12 protein-coding genes are annotated in these 15,826 nt (G+C 60.7%); 11 read left to right on the forward strand and 1 reads right to left on the reverse strand.

Annotated elements, in window-relative coordinates; translation table 11 throughout:
• Positions 1-113: 113 nt before the first annotated feature.
• The 5 genes from INT40_RS09875 to INT40_RS09895 are packed head-to-tail and all read left to right on the forward strand — an operon-like array spanning position 114 to position 4,978.
• Positions 114-755, forward strand: a complete 642-nt coding sequence (locus INT40_RS09875; RefSeq protein ID WP_193070671.1) for a thymidine kinase — start codon at positions 114-116, stop codon at positions 753-755.
• A gap of 32 nt (positions 756-787) precedes the next feature.
• Positions 788-1,576 carry an alpha/beta fold hydrolase gene (locus INT40_RS09880; RefSeq protein WP_193096025.1) on the forward strand — a complete coding sequence of 263 codons (789 nt, stop codon included), beginning with the start codon at positions 788-790 and terminating at the stop codon, positions 1,574-1,576.
• Between the two features lie 42 nt (positions 1,577-1,618).
• The gene (locus INT40_RS09885; RefSeq protein ID WP_193070669.1) at positions 1,619-3,214 is read left to right on the forward strand and encodes an SLC13 family permease; all 1,596 of its coding nucleotides are present in this window, start codon (positions 1,619-1,621) and stop codon (positions 3,212-3,214) included.
• A 29-nt stretch (positions 3,215-3,243) separates the two neighbouring features.
• Positions 3,244-4,314: an NADH:flavin oxidoreductase/NADH oxidase gene (locus INT40_RS09890; RefSeq protein ID WP_101572554.1), complete on the forward strand. Its 1,071-nt coding sequence runs from the start codon at positions 3,244-3,246 to the stop codon at positions 4,312-4,314.
• A gap of 7 nt (positions 4,315-4,321) precedes the next feature.
• Entirely contained in the window at positions 4,322-4,978 is a 657-nt protein-coding gene (locus tag INT40_RS09895) for an MBL fold metallo-hydrolase (RefSeq protein WP_101572552.1), read from the forward strand.
• Positions 4,979-5,011: 33 nt separating this feature from the next.
• On the opposite strand, the gene INT40_RS09900 is transcribed toward INT40_RS09895, so the two are convergent.
• Positions 5,012-5,599 (reverse strand): hypothetical protein, encoded by a 588-nt coding sequence (locus tag INT40_RS09900; protein ID WP_240689197.1) that lies wholly within the window; start codon positions 5,597-5,599, stop codon positions 5,012-5,014.
• 251 nt (positions 5,600-5,850) lie between these two features.
• On the opposite strand from INT40_RS09900, the gene INT40_RS09905 reads away from it, so the two are divergent.
• The 6 genes from INT40_RS09905 (at position 5,851) to INT40_RS09930 (ending at position 15,820) form a co-directional block, all read left to right on the forward strand.
• Positions 5,851-7,659: an ABC transporter family substrate-binding protein gene (locus INT40_RS09905; protein ID WP_101572550.1), complete on the forward strand. Its 1,809-nt coding sequence runs from the start codon at positions 5,851-5,853 to the stop codon at positions 7,657-7,659.
• Between the two features lie 100 nt (positions 7,660-7,759).
• The gene (locus INT40_RS09910; protein WP_135447201.1) at positions 7,760-9,304 is read left to right on the forward strand and encodes an ABC transporter permease; all 1,545 of its coding nucleotides are present in this window, start codon (positions 7,760-7,762) and stop codon (positions 9,302-9,304) included.
• The gene (locus INT40_RS09915) at positions 9,301-10,332 is read left to right on the forward strand and encodes an ABC transporter permease (RefSeq protein ID WP_101572546.1); all 1,032 of its coding nucleotides are present in this window, start codon (positions 9,301-9,303) and stop codon (positions 10,330-10,332) included. Before INT40_RS09910 ends, INT40_RS09915 begins: the two co-directional genes overlap by 4 nt.
• Positions 10,332-12,272 (forward strand): ABC transporter ATP-binding protein, encoded by a 1,941-nt coding sequence (locus tag INT40_RS09920; protein WP_135447200.1) that lies wholly within the window; start codon positions 10,332-10,334, stop codon positions 12,270-12,272. The genes INT40_RS09915 and INT40_RS09920 overlap by 1 nt, the downstream gene beginning before the upstream one ends.
• A 250-nt stretch (positions 12,273-12,522) precedes the next feature.
• Positions 12,523-14,433 carry a translational GTPase TypA gene (typA, locus tag INT40_RS09925; RefSeq protein ID WP_101572542.1) on the forward strand — a complete coding sequence of 637 codons (1,911 nt, stop codon included), beginning with the start codon at positions 12,523-12,525 and terminating at the stop codon, positions 14,431-14,433.
• Positions 14,434-14,449: 16 nt separating this feature from the next.
• On the forward strand, positions 14,450-15,820 hold the full coding sequence (locus INT40_RS09930) for a PIG-L family deacetylase (protein WP_226831079.1): 1,371 nt from the start codon (positions 14,450-14,452) through the stop codon (positions 15,818-15,820).
• Positions 15,821-15,826: the final 6 nt, after the last annotated feature.

Raw genomic sequence — 15,826 nt, forward strand, 5'->3', positions numbered from 1 at the left:
GGGTTTGACCACTCCATCCTACCGTTGACCCTGCAGGGCTCGGCTTCCCGGTAGGGTTCTGTTTCGTCACACTGACAATACGAGAATCATCACGAAGGACAGAGAGGACAACGGTGGCCAAGCTCTATTTCCGTTACGGGGCGATGAATTCCGGAAAGTCGACCGCTCTGCTGCAGGCTGCCTTCAACTACGAGGAGCGCGGCCAGCGCGTTCTGCTGGCCAAACCCCACATCGACACGAAGGGGGCTGGCGAGATCGTTTCCCGCCTCGGCGTCACCCGTGAAGTCGACTTCCTCATCCCCGCGGGCTCCGACGTTGAGACCATCTACCGTGAACACGCTGACTACGTCGATCACGATGCTCTGCTCGAATCCATCGACACACCCAAGGCACGCGTGGCCTGTCTTCTCATCGACGAGGCCCAGTTCCTCGAACCACTCCAGGTCGATTCGCTCATGCGCATCGCCACCAACGCCTCGGTGCCGGTGATGTGCTACGGCATCCGCACCGACTTCCGCACCAAGGCCTTTCCCGGTTCTGGTCGGCTGCTTGAGATTGCTCACACTCTGGAAGAGCTCAAGACGATCTGCCGCTGCGGCCGCAAGGCAATGTTCAACGGCCGCCTCGTCGATGGTCGCTTCATCTTCGACGGCGACCAGGTGGCCATCGACGGCAACGCAGTGACCTATGAGTCACTGTGCCCGCGCTGTTATCTCCAGTTCTCGGACGGTAGGCTGAGCGCGATTGACTCCTGACCGTCCCACCTCGTCTTCTGCTAGGAGCTTTTATGCGCGTCCGCATCCAACCTCTCAATGACAATCCTGGCTCACCCGTCATCGTCTTCGGCAATGCCCTGGGAACCAGGATGTCCCTGTGGTCGGCGGTGGCCGGACGTCTGGCCGACGACTATCAGATCTACCTCTCGGATCTTCCCGGGCACACCTTTCCGGCTGCCGAGAACAGTGACACCATCACCGAGGCGGGGGCAGGGTTCACGGTCTCCGACCTCGCCACCGGCCTCGTCGAATCTCTGGCCGACGTCGGCGTGGAGAAGTTCACCTTTGCCGGTGTCTCGATCTCCGGGGCGATCGGCCTGACCCTGGCCCTCGAACACCCTGAGGTGCTGAACGGGCTCATCGCATGTGCGACCTCGACGAAGTTCGGGACCCCGGAAACCTGGGCCGAGCGCATCAAGGACGTCAAAGAGGACGGTACGCGCGGACTGCTCGATGACACGGCTGACCGCTGGTTCGCGGCCGGGTTCCTCACCGAAGACATCTCCGCCGGGCACCTGATCCTCACAGACCTCGCGCTCATCGACGACGAGGCCTATAGTGCCTGCGCCCAAGCGCTGCAGAGCTACGATCTCAGCGATGGACTTCGCTCCATCACGACGCCGACGCTGTTCCTGGCCGGGTCCCAGGATCCGGGCTGCACGCCCGAAGCCATGGCAGAACTGTCGGCGCAGGTTGCTGAATCCCAGCTCAAGGTCGTCCCCGATGCCGCCCACCTGCCGATGGCTGAACACCCGGACCTCGTCTTCGACCATATCGAGACGTTCTTGAGTAGAGTGTAGATGTAGTCCACAGCATCCGACCTTGCTCAAAGAGGAGCGCAGATGACTCAGGAACAGCACTCGCGAACCGACACCTCGACCGAACTGGGCGAACTGTCACCAGGGGAGAGGGCCCCTGGGCTGTCCAAACAGACGGTGCGCATTCGCTGGACCGGATTCCTCCTCGGGCTCATCCTCTCGACCCTCGTCTATGCGATCATGCCCGACGGAGTCGAACACGGCGCGAAGCTCACGGCCGCCGTCGCCGCGCTCATGGCAGTGTGGTGGATGACCGAGGCTCTGCCGATCGCTGCCACCTCTCTGCTGCCTCTCGTGGCCTTCCCCGTCTTCGGCACCGAGGTCGAGATGGAGACGGTAGGCGCGTCCTACGGCAACCCCATCATCTTCTTATTCCTCGGCGGGTTCCTCATCGCCCTGGCCATGCAACGCTGGAACCTGCACCGACGAATCGCCCTCATTACCTTGTCAATCATGGGCAACAAGCCGGGGCCGATGATCGCTGGGTTCATGATCGCGACCGGCTTCATCTCCATGTGGGTATCAAACACCGCGACCGCGGTGATGATGCTGCCCATCGGAATCTCGGTGCTGATGATCGTGAGCAAGGTCGTCGGCGGCGCCATCACCGACGCTGCGAGCTCGGATGACGAAGTGTCAGGGAGAGACGGAGGCGACACCGGACTCGACGCCGTGGTGAAGTCCAACTTCGGCACAGCGCTGATGCTGGGCATCGCGTATTCGGCTTCCATCGGATCGCTCGGCACCATCATCGGCACACCGCCGAACCTCTTCCTCGTCGGCTACCTTAAGGAGAACCACGACATCTCCATCGGCTTCGCCCAGTGGATGATCGTCGGGGTCCCGCTGGCGATCGTCATGATGGTCATCGCGTGGTTCCTCCTCGTCAAGGTGCTGTTCAAGCCCGAAATCGATGAGATCCCAGGCGGCCGCGAACTCATCCGCGACGAGTTGAAGAAGCTCGGCCCGATGTCGACCGGCGAAAAGCTGGTGCTGGGCATGTTCGTCCTCGCCGCGGCCAGCTGGATCTCCCTTCCGCTTATCTTCGATGAGCCTCCGATCAGCGATGAAGGCATTGCGATGGTCATTGGCCTCCTTCTCTTCCTCATCCCCGGCGGAGCCAATCGCGGAGTCCGCCTCCTCGACTGGGACACCGCAGAGAAGCTGCCCTGGGGCGTGCTCCTCCTCTTCGGCGGTGGCCTGGCTCTGTCCGCACAGTTCTCGTCCTCGGGACTCACCGAATGGATCGGTAAGTCCACAAGCGGTTTGGGAGTGCTGCCGACGGTCTTCGTCGTCGCGATCTTCGCTGCGATCATTCTGTTCCTCACGGAGCTGACGTCGAACACCGCGACCGCGGCCACCTTCGTTCCCGTCGTCGGTGGGGTGGCGATGGGTCTCGACCTCGACCCGCTGCTGCTGACCATTCCGGTGGCTCTGGCCGCGACCTGTGCCTTCATGCTTCCGGTGGCGACACCGCCCAACGCCGTTGCCTACGGTTCCGGATATGTGACGGTGGCGCAGATGGTCAAGGGCGGCCTGTGGCTCAACGTCATCGGGATCGTCCTCATCACCGCCACTGTGTATCTGCTGGCCGTACCAGTATTCAACATCATGCTCTGATCGACGAGGAAGCTTGGCAGACTGGAGACATGACTCATCTCTTCACACCTATGACATTGCGCGGCACCGAGATCGCCAACCGCATCTGGCTCGCACCGATGTGCCAATACTCCTGCGAGTCCGAAGACGGAATGCCGGACACCTGGCATCTCGTCCACCTGGGTGCGCGCTCCCAGGGCGGGTTCGGGCTCATCCTCACCGAGGCCTCCGCTGTTCTGCCCGAGGGGCGGATCTCACCCCAGGATGCAGGCATCTGGAATGACGATCAGGCAGAAGCATGGTCCTCGATCACCGAGTTCGTCCATTCGCAGGGCAGCAAGATCGGTGTGCAGCTGGCACATGCGGGCCGCAAGGCCAGCACATACCGCCCCTTCGAGGGCAATCCTCGGGGAAGTGTGCCCGAGGCCGAGGGCGGCTGGCCCACACTCGGCGCCAGTGCCATCGCCTACCCCGGGTATGAAGCGCCCCAAGAGATGACGAAGGACGACATCGCCGAGGTGGTCGATGCTTTCGCCGCGGCAGCGACCCGAGCCATCGGCGCTGGGTTCGATGTCGTCGAACTCCATGCCGCCCATGGCTACCTGCTCCACTCGTTCCTGTCTCCGCTGTCGAACGAACGCAGTGATGAGTACGGTGGTGACCTGGCCGGACGATCACGCATGCTGGTCGAGACCTATCAGGCCGTACGCGCAGCCGTGGGGGAGGAGGTGCCCGTATTGGTCCGGCTCTCCGCCAGCGAATGGCGCGAGGGAGGCTTCGACATCGCCGAAGCCGTCGAGGTCTCCCGTGACCTCAACGACCGCGGCGTCGACCTCATCGACGTCTCCTCCGGTGGCAACTTCCCTGTCAAGGTCCCGGTCGGGCCCGGCTACCAAGTTCCGCTGTCGGCAGCGATCCACGCAGAGGGCGTGAGCACAGGCACCGTCGGCCTCATCACCGACCCGGAACAAGCCGAGACGATCCTGGCCTCAGAGCAGGCGGACGCGATCTTCCTGGCTCGGGCAGCATTACGCGAACCAGCCTGGCCGCAGCGAGCAGCCCACGAACTCGGAGTTGAACCCGGGCCGTATCCACCGCAGTACACAAGAGGAGCATGGTGAACCGACAATGACGAAGATCATCGAGACTGAGCACGTCGTCATCCGCAGCATTGCGGTGTCAGACATGGCCAACAACGTCTATCTCATCACCGCAAAGGAATCCGGGGCGCAGGTACTCATCGACGCCGCAGACGATGCCGATGCGATCAAGGACCTCATTGCCTCGGGAGGTGATGACACCTCCGCGGACCCCGTTCTGCGCGCGATCATTACGACACACCAGCACTGGGATCATATTCGGGCACTGGCGGCCACCTCGGCGGCATACCCTGATGCGATGGCCATCGCCGGCAGTGCGGATGCGAAGGCAATCACCGAGGCCGAGGGCGTCGAGATCGCACATGCTGTCGAGCATCTCGACGTCGGAGACTTCGGTGGGTTCGTCCTGCAGGCGATCGGACTGCGTGGGCACACACCCGGCTCGATCGCCCTGCTGCTGCGCGATGGGGGAGAGACCATCCTGTTCTCCGGCGATTCGCTGTTCCCCGGTGGGCCGGGCAAGACCTGGAATCCAGAGGACTTCACCTCACTCATGGATGACTTGGAAGAACGCGTCTTCGCTCAGCTGCCTGATGAGACTCGAGTGCTGCCCGGACATGGTGATGGCACCACGCTGGGCGAAGAGCGTCCGAAACTGGCCGAATGGCGCGAACGCGGCTGGTGATCAGTCGGGACGCCTGATCCGCTGGCTGCCTGATCAGCTGGGCAGAGCAGCGAAGCCGACGCCTGCCCAGATGATGGCACCCACAAGTGCGGCGATGATACCGAAATTCCACGTAATGGTGATGGTGCGTTCGCCGCGTGGGTTCGCCAACTCCTCGTCGCAGAGGCCGGAGTAGCGTTCGAGCACGGTATCGACGGCTGGATTCGGGTTGTCCATCAGCCTGCGGATGCCATGTTCGTCCTTTTCCATCTTCTTGCCTCTGCCGGCCAACGGCCACGAGGAGTAGACCTTCTGGTGAGTGCGTACGCCTAGTCCGAAATGGATGTCGAACCCGTCGACGAGGTTCCAGGGGATCTGCACGGACTGCATGGGATTGATCAGTGCGATCTCCTTGTGCCCCAGCTCGACGCGAGGAAACCGGTAGAGGGCGTAGACAACTGTGATGATGGCGACCGGGATTCCCGCCACAGCCAGGCCTCGTGTTGTGAAGTCTCCGACGATGATTGAGCCCAGGCCGATCACGCAGAGCCCCGCGATGACGATGAAGAGCACCGTGGAGCTCGTAGTCCGCACGATCGTCGGCTGATTGTTCCCTGAATTGCGATCTATCTCACTGTTCACCACCTGAACATCCTATCCACTGAGACTCCGGGTTGTGTGCATGTTCCCTTGATCTCGAAACGGTAACGATTGTGAAATATGCTCAGCATGTGGACTCTGTCACACTGCCGCGTGAATTAACTTTGAGACATTCCATGTGAAAAACATGAACGCGGTCACACTCCCGACCAGGGGGTGCTCGAGCGCAGCACGCCCCGAATTGCGGGCGTGGCTACACGGGCGAAACAGCCTCATGACAACAAGGAGAGAACGTGAAAAAGCGCTTCCTCGCGGCCGGAGCCTCAGTTGCCGCAGCAGCAATGGTGCTCACTGCGTGCACACCCCCCGGCGGCGGAGACAATGAGAAGTCGTCAGAGAAATCGAACCTTAATATTGGCTGGAATGAGTCCTTCCGTTCGATGAATACTCAGTCAGCGAACGGTAATGCTGTCTCGAACGCCATTCTCACCTACATGATGAATGACAACTTCGGGTATTACGACGACAACCTCGAGGTGCAGGACGGTGCGCTTGGCAAGCTCGAGAAGGTCGCTGATGATCCTTTGAAGATCAAGTACACCTTCAATGATGATGCGAAATGGTCTGACGGCACCCCTGTGGACGCCGCCGACCTGGCCCTCACATGGGCAGCCACATCGTCGAACTTCAACACCGTCGATCAGAACAACAACGACGACGGTTCGGTCAAGGAGAATGATGCGAAGACTGTGTACTTCGACTCGGCCTCGATCGGTCCGAAGCTCGTGAAGGACTTCCCTGAGATTTCCGATGACGGCTCTGAAGCTACTTTTGAGTTTTCCAAGCCCTTCGCTGATTGGCAGACCGGCTTTGCCGGAATCGGCCCTAACGGGGTAGGGCTCCCTTCCCACATCGTTGCGAAGAAAGCTTTGGGAATTGACGATCCCGAAAAGGGCAAACAGGCGATACTCAAGGCGATTAAGGACAAGGACACGGAGAAACTTTCCAAGATCTCGAACACTTGGAACACCGGATTTGACTTCACCTCGATGCCCAAAGACGAAGACCTCCTCGTCCACAATGGTCCCTACAAGATGACCAAGTTCGAAGAGGGGCAGCACGTCACACTTGAACTTGACGACAAGTACACCGGCCCAACGAAGCCGAAGGTCGACACCGTCACGGTGCGTTACAACGGTGACCCAATGGCTATGGTTCAAGCAATCGAAAACGGTGAGGTTGACTTTACCCAGCCTCAGGCGACCGCCGATGTTCTGTCTGCAGCCGAAGACATCGACGGCGTCAATGTCGATTCCGCCGACGGTGCGACTTACGAACATGTGGACTTCACCTTCGACAACAAAGGCCCCTTTGACCCGACTGCCAATGGCGGCGACGAAGAGAAGGCGAAGAAGGTGCGTCAGGCGTTCCTCAAGACTCTTCCTCGCCAGGACATCGTCGATAAGATCATTAAACCGCTCAACCCGGATGCAGTAACACGCGACTCCTTCAACCAGGTTCCCGGCTCGCCGATGTATGACGAAATCATCAAGGGCAATGGGATGGAAGACCTCAAAGAGGTGGACCTGAAGGGTGCTAAGAAGCTGCTCAAGGATGCAGGTGTCGATGCTCCCAAGGTGCGCGTGATGTATGACAACACAAACTCTCGCCGTCAGCAGGAGTTCCAGCTCATCAAGGAATCGGCTGAGAAGGCCGGCTTCAAGATCGAAGATGTCGGAGATGTCAACTGGGGTACTCGCCTCGGCGATGGCACTTACGATGTCTCGCTGTTCGGCTGGCAGTCCGAATCGACAGGAATTACTGACTCTGATGCGAACTACCGCACCGGGGCTCAGAACAACTACGGCGGTTACTCGAGCAAGAAGACCGACAAGATTCTTGACAAAATCGTCGGTGCGCCAGAGTCCGAACACGCCAAACTGTCAACAGAGTTGGAAAAGCAGTTGACTACTGACGCATTTGGTGCGCCGCTGTTCCAGCATCCGGAGCTTGTTATCTACCGAGATAAATTGAAGAATGCGAAATCGACCACCGTGTCGCCGACCATCTTCTGGAACTACTGGGAGTGGGAGACCAACTGATCCGCAATTGACGCGGCCGGTCTCCTCCACCCCCATCCGCTGTGGGGATCACTGTGTGGTCCCCACAGCGGCGTTTTCGGAAGATTGAAACGGACACATAATGACAAGATTCATCCTCAGGCGACTTCTCTCGACAGCCCTCGTGCTCCTGGTCGTGACATTCGTCCTCTACCTCCTGCTCAACGTCGCCCTCGACTTCTTCTGGGACCTGCGTTCGAGCACCTCTCCCAACATCGAGGCACTCTACGAGTCCCGTCGCCGACTGCTTGACCTCGACACCCCGGCGATCGTGCGCTACTTCAAATGGCTGGCCGGCGTCGGCGGCTGTGTGGTCGGGCAATGTGACTTCGGCATCGCTTGGAAATCCGGCCAAGAGGTCACCTCTCAGCTGCAGGGAGCGATCGCCAACACGGTCAAACTCATCACCGCTTCGACGATCGTGGCCATCGTACTCGGAATCGCCGTCGGCATGGTCTCGGCAATTCGCCAGTACTCGGGCTTCGACTACTTCATCACATTCGTCTCGTTCCTCCTGTACTCGCTACCCGTGTTCTGGGTGGCAGTCCTGCTCAAGCAGTACGGTGCCATCGAGATCAACAACTTCATCAACGACCCGACAATGAGCAGCTGGATGCCGATCATCCTCGTCTGCATCGGCTTGGGGCTGTTTTGGATGGGTGCTTTGGGTGGCAGCAGAAAGCGCAGGCTCATCACCTTCCTTGCGGCGACCATCATCACCTTCGCGACGATCTACTACATCCTGGCCAGTGGCTGGTTGCAGCAGCCAAGCATCGGCATCGTCGGTGTCGTCATCATCGGCCTCGGTTCTGCCGTCGTCATGACCTTCCTGTCGACGGGATTGAAGAACAAACGTGTCCTCTACGCCACACTGACGATGGCCGCCATCGGAGCACTGCTGTATATGCCGCTGCAGTACCTCTTCTACTACCAGGAGATGAACTGGCTGTGGATGATCGGACTCCTGATCGTCACGGTCGCTGTTGCCATCGGCGTCGGGCTGGCGTTCCGCGGACCTGATCCCTGGGACACAGTGCGAACCACGTTCTTCACCGGCCTCACCATCGCCGTCCTCATCTTCTCCGACCGAGTTCTGCAGGGCTGGGGTGAGTACTCCGACCAGCCCGCGATCAACAACCGCCCGATCGCGACCATCGGTGCATCGACACCGAACCTCGAAGGAGACTTCTGGATCGCAAACCTCGACACGTTCACCCATCTCCTGTTGCCCTCGATCGCACTGATCCTCATCTCCTTCGCTTCGTACACGCGCTATACGCGTGGTTCGATGCTTGAGGTCATGGGACAGGACTACATCCGCACGGCACGGGCCAAGGGCCTCAACGAGCGGACGGTCGTCATGCGCCATGCGCTGCGCAATGCGCTGCTGCCGCTGGCATCGATCATTCCGGTCGACATCATCACGATGATCGGTGGTGCCGTGATCACGGAGACGATCTTCGGGTGGAACGGCATGGGCAAACTCTTCATCGACTCGATGAGACAGTCCGAACTCGACCCGATCATGGCCTATATCCTCATCACCGGCCTGCTCGCCATCATCGCCAACCTCGTCGCGGACTTCCTCTACGCAGTCCTCGACCCCAGAATCAGAGTGAACGCATGAGTACCAACAACGACAAGCAGACTGCTCTCGCCCCCGACGATGTCGGGGACAACGCGATCGAAGCCAAAGAAACAGAAGGTCTGTCTCAGAGTAAGATCGTTTTTCGCAAGTTCCTCCGCCACAAGGGTGCGATGATCAGCATCGGCGTCTTCGCTTTCGTCGCGCTGTTCGCCTTCTCGGCGGTAGGCTTCGGCCCGATCCCGGGGTGGTGGATCTACAACCACACCTCCTCGGGGCAGATCGTCAACGCCGGCGGTGCGCCGACGTGGTCATTCTCAAACTTCTTTTCCTTGGGCGACCATCCCTTCGGGCAGGACGATATCGGTCGTGACAACTTCGCCCGAGTGATGAAAGGGACGCAGATCTCGATCATCGTGATGATCATCATCGGCCTGGTCTGCCTCGTCATCGGCACAATCGTCGGTGCGCTGGCCGGATACTATCGTGGCTGGATCGATTCGGTGCTGATGCGCGTCACCGACGGATTCATCATTCTCCCGGTCATTGTCATCGGTTCGATCCTCGGCAAGCTGGTCGGAGGCGCGAACGGACCACTGCTCGGTCTAGCGCTCGGCGCCATCCTATGGACCGGCCTGGCGCGACTCGTCCGCGGTGACTTCATGTCCCTGCGTGAACGCGAATTCGTCGACTCGGCTCGTGTGGCCGGCGCCAGCGACTTCCGCATCATGTTCAAGCACATGTTGCCCAATGCCATGGGTGTCATCATCGTCAACACAACGCTGGTCATGAGCCAGGCGATCGTGCTCGAAGCTTCGTTGAGCTATCTCGGATTCGGCATCAGTCCACCCGGGATCTCTCTGGGCCAGCTCATCAGCGAATATCAGACGTCCTTCGCTACGCGTCCGTGGCTGTTCTGGTGGCCCGGTCTGTTCATCATCGTCATTGCTCTGTGTGTGAACTTCATCGGCGACGGTCTGCGCGATGCGTTCGACCCGCGGATGAAGACCATTCCGAGCTGGAGGAAGATGAAGAAGGCCGAGCGCATGACACAGAAAGGGACGAAGTGATGACTGAACAGACAAACACAGCCAAATCACCGGTCCTCGAAGTCAAAGACCTGGGAGTGAATTTCTGGGTCAACGACGAATGGTGGATGGCGGCCGAAGAGCTCAACTACACCGTCAACGCCGGTGAGGTGCTCGCGATCGTGGGCGAATCAGGTTCCGGTAAATCGCAGTCGAGCATGTCACTGCTCGGTCTGCTACCCAGCAATGGCCGGGCGACCGGTTCGGCCAAGATGGGCGGCACGGAACTCATCGGCATGCCCCCTGAGAAGATGCAGCAGATTCGCGGAAACGAGATCTCCGTCATCTTCCAGGAGCCCATGACGGCACTCAACCCGGTTTACACAGCAGGTTTCCAGATCGTGGAGACTCTGCGAGTCCACCTCGACGTCGGCCCCACCGAGGCCAAGGAACGCGCTCTCGAACTCATGCGTCTCGTTGAGATCCCGGATCCGGAGGAACGGTTCCATTCGTTCCCCCACCAGCTCTCGGGCGGACAGCGTCAGCGCATCATGATCGCTCAGGCCCTGGCCTGCCAACCGAAGCTACTCATCGCCGATGAGCCGACCACAGCTCTTGACGTCACGGTGCAGGCTGAGATCCTCAAACTGATGCGGGAACTGAAATCGAAGCTCGACGCCGGCATCATCCTCATCACCCATGACATGGGTGTTGTTGCCGATATGGCCGACCGTATGATCGTGATGAAGGCAGGACGGGTCGTCGAATCGGGCAATGCGGAGGAGATCTTCTACAACCCTCAGCACCCGTACACGAAGCAGCTCCTCGAAGCAGTGCCCCACCTCGGAACGGGCATCGAAGGGGAGGCCTTCGGCGCCGACCTCGCCGATGTCGAAGACTCTGCAGTCGTCCACGAATTGGAGGCCGCCCACGGTACGGCCGACGACGTAACTGCAGGGGGCAACGACGATGGTGTTCATTCGCCGAAGGCGACTCTCAGTCCCTTCGTGACCGAGGGCGGCTCCGACCGAGTCTCGGGTCTGGCTGAAGCAGCAGAAGCGGCCAGCGCTCCGAAGCACGACCACGACATCGAGATGGACTCCACGGAGACCTACTACCATCCGGGGTCGCAGGCCGACTTCTCGAAGGCTTCGGCTCTGCAGCTGCGCGATGCCGCGATCGAGTATCCGGCGATCGGACGGAAGAAGGCGTTCCGTGCAGCACACCACATCAATCTGATGATCGCTCCGGGCGAGGTCGTGGGGCTGGTCGGTGAATCCGGTTCGGGCAAGACGACGATCGGCCGCGCTGCACTGGGTCTCCTGCCCACTGTTGAAGGCGATATGGTCGTCAACGGCAAGAGTATCAAGGGCCTGAGCAACAAACAGCTGCGGCCGTTGCGCAGGGAAGTCGGGATCGTCTTTCAGGATCCGGGCTCCTCGCTCAACCCACGCCTGCCTGTGGGGGAGTCCATCGGCGAACCTCTGTACCTCCACGAAGGGATGAAGGGGCCGGCGCTGAGCAACAGCGTCGAGGAGCTGCTCACCGCTGTCGAGCTGCCCACATCGATGCGCAACCGCTACCCGCACGAACTCTCGGGCGGTCAGCGACAGCGGATCGGCATCGCCCGGGCACTGACACTGCGGCCGAAGCTGCTCATCGCCGATGAGCCGACCTCGGCGCTCGACGTCTCCGTCCAGGCGAAGGTCCTCGACCTGTTCGAAGGACTGCAGCAGGAATATGGGTTCGCGTGTCTGTTCATCAGCCACGACCTGGCTGTCGTCGAACGCATCGCCTCGCGCATCGCAGTGATGCGTCACGGATATCTGGTGGAGATCGGGAAGAGCTCGCAGGTTGTCGCCAACCCGGTTCATCCCTATACACAGCGGCTGCTGTCGGCGGTCCCGGTCCCGGATCCGCGCGAACAGCGCAAACGTCGTGAAGCCAGGGACGCTGTTTTGGAGGCCACAGCCAACGCCTGAACTCAGTTCGACCAATGCCAGCTCTCAGGTCTGCGCAGCGGGACGAAGCGAACGCATGTTGGTCGCAGTGGACGAGTCAGATCCGTTTCCGAACGGACTCTCACTCGCCCGCTGCGACCACCAAATGCATTCATGTTTGCATTCCCCGTGTGCTTTTTGAACACCACCTGTCATTTCCGGTAAGTGTGTGGCCGTATAATGGTCTGTTGGGTCCGCACCGGACCAATCTCTCTAGCTCATAAGGTTTTTGATGACTGAAGCCATCACGCGTCGGGAAAACCGCCGCAACGTTGCAATTGTCGCCCACGTCGACCACGGCAAGACCACTCTGGTTGACGCCATGCTCCGCCAGACCGGTGTGTTCAGCGAACACGGTGATTTTGCTGAACGCGTCATGGACTCCGGCGACCTCGAACGCGAGAAGGGCATCACCATTCTCGCGAAGAACACCTCGGTTCTCTACAACGGACCGTCAGCTGGTGACGATCCCATCGTCATCAATGTCATCGACACGCCAGGACACGCCGACTTCGGTGGAGAGGTCGAGCGCGGCCTGTCCATGGTCGACGGAGTCGTCCTCCTCGTCGACGCATCAGAGGGCCCTCTGCCTCAGACCCGCTTCGTGCTGCGCAAGGCGCTGGCTGCGAAGCTGCCGGTCATTCTCCTGATCAACAAGACCGACCGTGCCGATGCTCGCATCGACGGAGTCGTCGAAGAGGCTCAAGACCTGCTCCTCGGCCTGGCCTCCGACCTCGCGGACGAAGTCCCCGATCTCGACGTCGACTCGGTCCTCAACGTGCCTACCGTCTTCGCTGCAGCCAAGGTCGGCGCTGCCTCCCTTGAACAGCCTGCCGATGGTGAAGCCCCGTCCAACGCGGACCTGGAGCCACTGTTCAAGACGATCCTGGAGACCATTCCGGCTCCGGAGATCAACGATGACGACATCCTCCAGGCGCACGTGACTAACCTTGACGCTTCGCCGTTCCTCGGCCGTCTTGCACTGCTGCGCATCTTCGGCGGCACCCTGCGCAAGGGCCAGCAGGTCGCCTGGGCTCGTGGCGATGACATCAGCTCGGTCAAGATCACCGAACTCCTGGAAACTCAGGGCCTCGACCGGGTTCCGGCCACCGAGGCGTCTGCCGGCGACATCGTTGCTGTGGCAGGCATCCCCGACATCATGATCGGTGACACGCTCACCGACATCAACAACCCGAAGCCCATGCCTGCGATCATCATCGACGATCCTGCGATCTCGATGACCGTCGGCATCAACACCTCGCCACTGGCGGGTCGCGAAAAGGGCACCAAGGTCACCGCACGTATGGTCAAGGATCGCCTTGATTCCGAACTCGTGGGTAACGTCTCGCTCAAGGTTCTTCCCACCGAGCGTCCTGACGCCTGGGAAGTCCAGGGACGTGGCGAGCTCGCACTGGCCATTCTGGTCGAGCAGATGCGTCGTGAGGGCTTCGAGCTCACCGTCGGCAAACCGCAGGTTGTCACCAAGAAGGTTGACGGCAAGGTCCATGAGCCCTTCGAAGAGCTCCAGATCGACGTACCTGAGGACTACCTCGGCGCGGTGACTCAGCTCCTGGCCAGCCGCAAGGGTGTCATGTCGACCATGACGAACCACGGCACCGGTTGGGTCCGAATGGAATTCACCGTTCCCGCACGCGGGCTCATCGGCTTCCGTACCCGCTTCCTCACCGAGACCCGCGGTACCGGTATCGCCAACTCGTTCTCGGCCGGTTACGGCCCCTGGGCCGGCAATATCGAGTTCCGCACCAACGGATCTCTCGTCGCTGACCGTCCCGGTTCTGTGACGCCGTACGCGATGATCAACCTGCAGGAACGTGGCAGCTTCTTCGTGCAGCCCACCTCGGAGGTCTACACCGGCCAGATCGTCGGCGAGAACTCCCGCGCCGACGACATGGACGTCAACATCACGAAGGAGAAGAAGCTGACGAACATGCGTTCGGCCTCGGCGGACTCCTTCGAGAACCTCGTTCCGCCGCGCAAGCTGACACTCGAAGAAAGCCTCGAATTCGCCCGTGAGGACGAATGTGTCGAGGTCACTCCGGGGGCAGTGCGCATCCGCAAGCTTGAGCTCGACCCGAAGGAACGTGCGAAGACCTACGCCAAGCTGCGTAAACAGAACGCGTGAGTTCCACCAACCCAGCATGACCACGAGCACTCAGGACCACATGACCGTCGTACCCCGCATCCTCTTCGTGCATGCTCATCCCGACGATGAGACGATCACAACCGGAGGCACGATCGCTGCGCTTGTCGGCGAGGGGGCGCGGGTCACGGTCCTGAGTGCCACACGTGGTGAGGACGGCGAGGTCATCCCCGCCGACCTCAAAGGTCTTGAAGGAGATCGGGCCGGGCTCGCCCACGTCCGGGAAGCAGAGATCGCCGAGGCGATGTCTGCCCTGGGCGTGCGCGAGCACCTGTTCTTGGGCGGCAGTGCCCACATCTTCGAAGACTCAGGGATGGAATGGGGCGCCGACGGTCACGCCGTCGCCGCCTCGACCATGCCGGCCAATGCTCTCTGTGCGGCCGAACTTCCGACTGTAGCCAGCTATATCGCTGCCGTCATCGATGAAGTTCGCCCGCATGCGGTCATCACCTATGCCTCCAACGGAGGCTACGGCCACCCCGACCATGTGCGCGTCCATGAGGCTACAGTCGCCGCCGTCGATATCTCTTCCTGGAAGATCGGACGACTGCTGTTCGTCGACGTCCCCGCTGAAGCAGCTCGGGAAACCTTCGACTCGAATCAGCCCGGATTCGCCGAAACCGGCTTCTCACCGGCCCAGACGATCCCCACCAAACCACCTGTGGGTGAGATCGTCATCGCCCAGGACATTTCCTCGGCCCTCAACGCCAAACGCGCGGCCTTGGCCGCCCACCGCACCCAGGTGAGCGTCTCGGGCTCCTTCTTCGCCCTGTCGAATAGCATCGGCATGAAGATCATCGATCACGAGTACTACTCCATCGGAGCAGGAACCCCCATCTCAGATGAACGGCTGCAATCGGGGCCCGCACCTCATGTGCTCAGCGACCTCGACATCGACGGCTGCGAGGCACAGACGACGGGTGTTGCCGCCACGGGTGGTGTCGGTGCCGCCAAGCCGCTGCGTCGCCGACGTCGGGAGCCGAAGAAACCCGGCTTCTTCGCCTATGCCCACGCAGTGGTCCTCGCTGTGCTCATCGGCTTCCTCGGTGCGATGCAGCACCTCAACGCCAGCGTCTTCGACGTGGCCGGCGCCACCGTCATCGTGCCCTGGGGCGTGGCCCTGGCCCTGCTCCTGGCTGCCTGCGGTCTCTGGCACCTCAAGACCATGTACCTGAGCTCCTCACCGATGCTGATCGCCGCATTCGTCATCGTCATCCTCTCCTATGTCTTCGGCCAGCCGTCATGGCTGCCTGGCGCGGACATCATCGTGACCGGCACACTGCGCTCAGCAGCGTGGCTGATCGGTCCGATGCTCATCGCCGCGATCCTCGCGTTCATCAAGGTGCGGCGGCCCGAAGCAGCCCGTTAGAATCGG

It is taken from the genome of Brevibacterium sp. FME17 (assembly GCF_014897515.1).
Classification (GTDB): Bacteria; Actinomycetota; Actinomycetes; order Actinomycetales; family Brevibacteriaceae; genus Brevibacterium.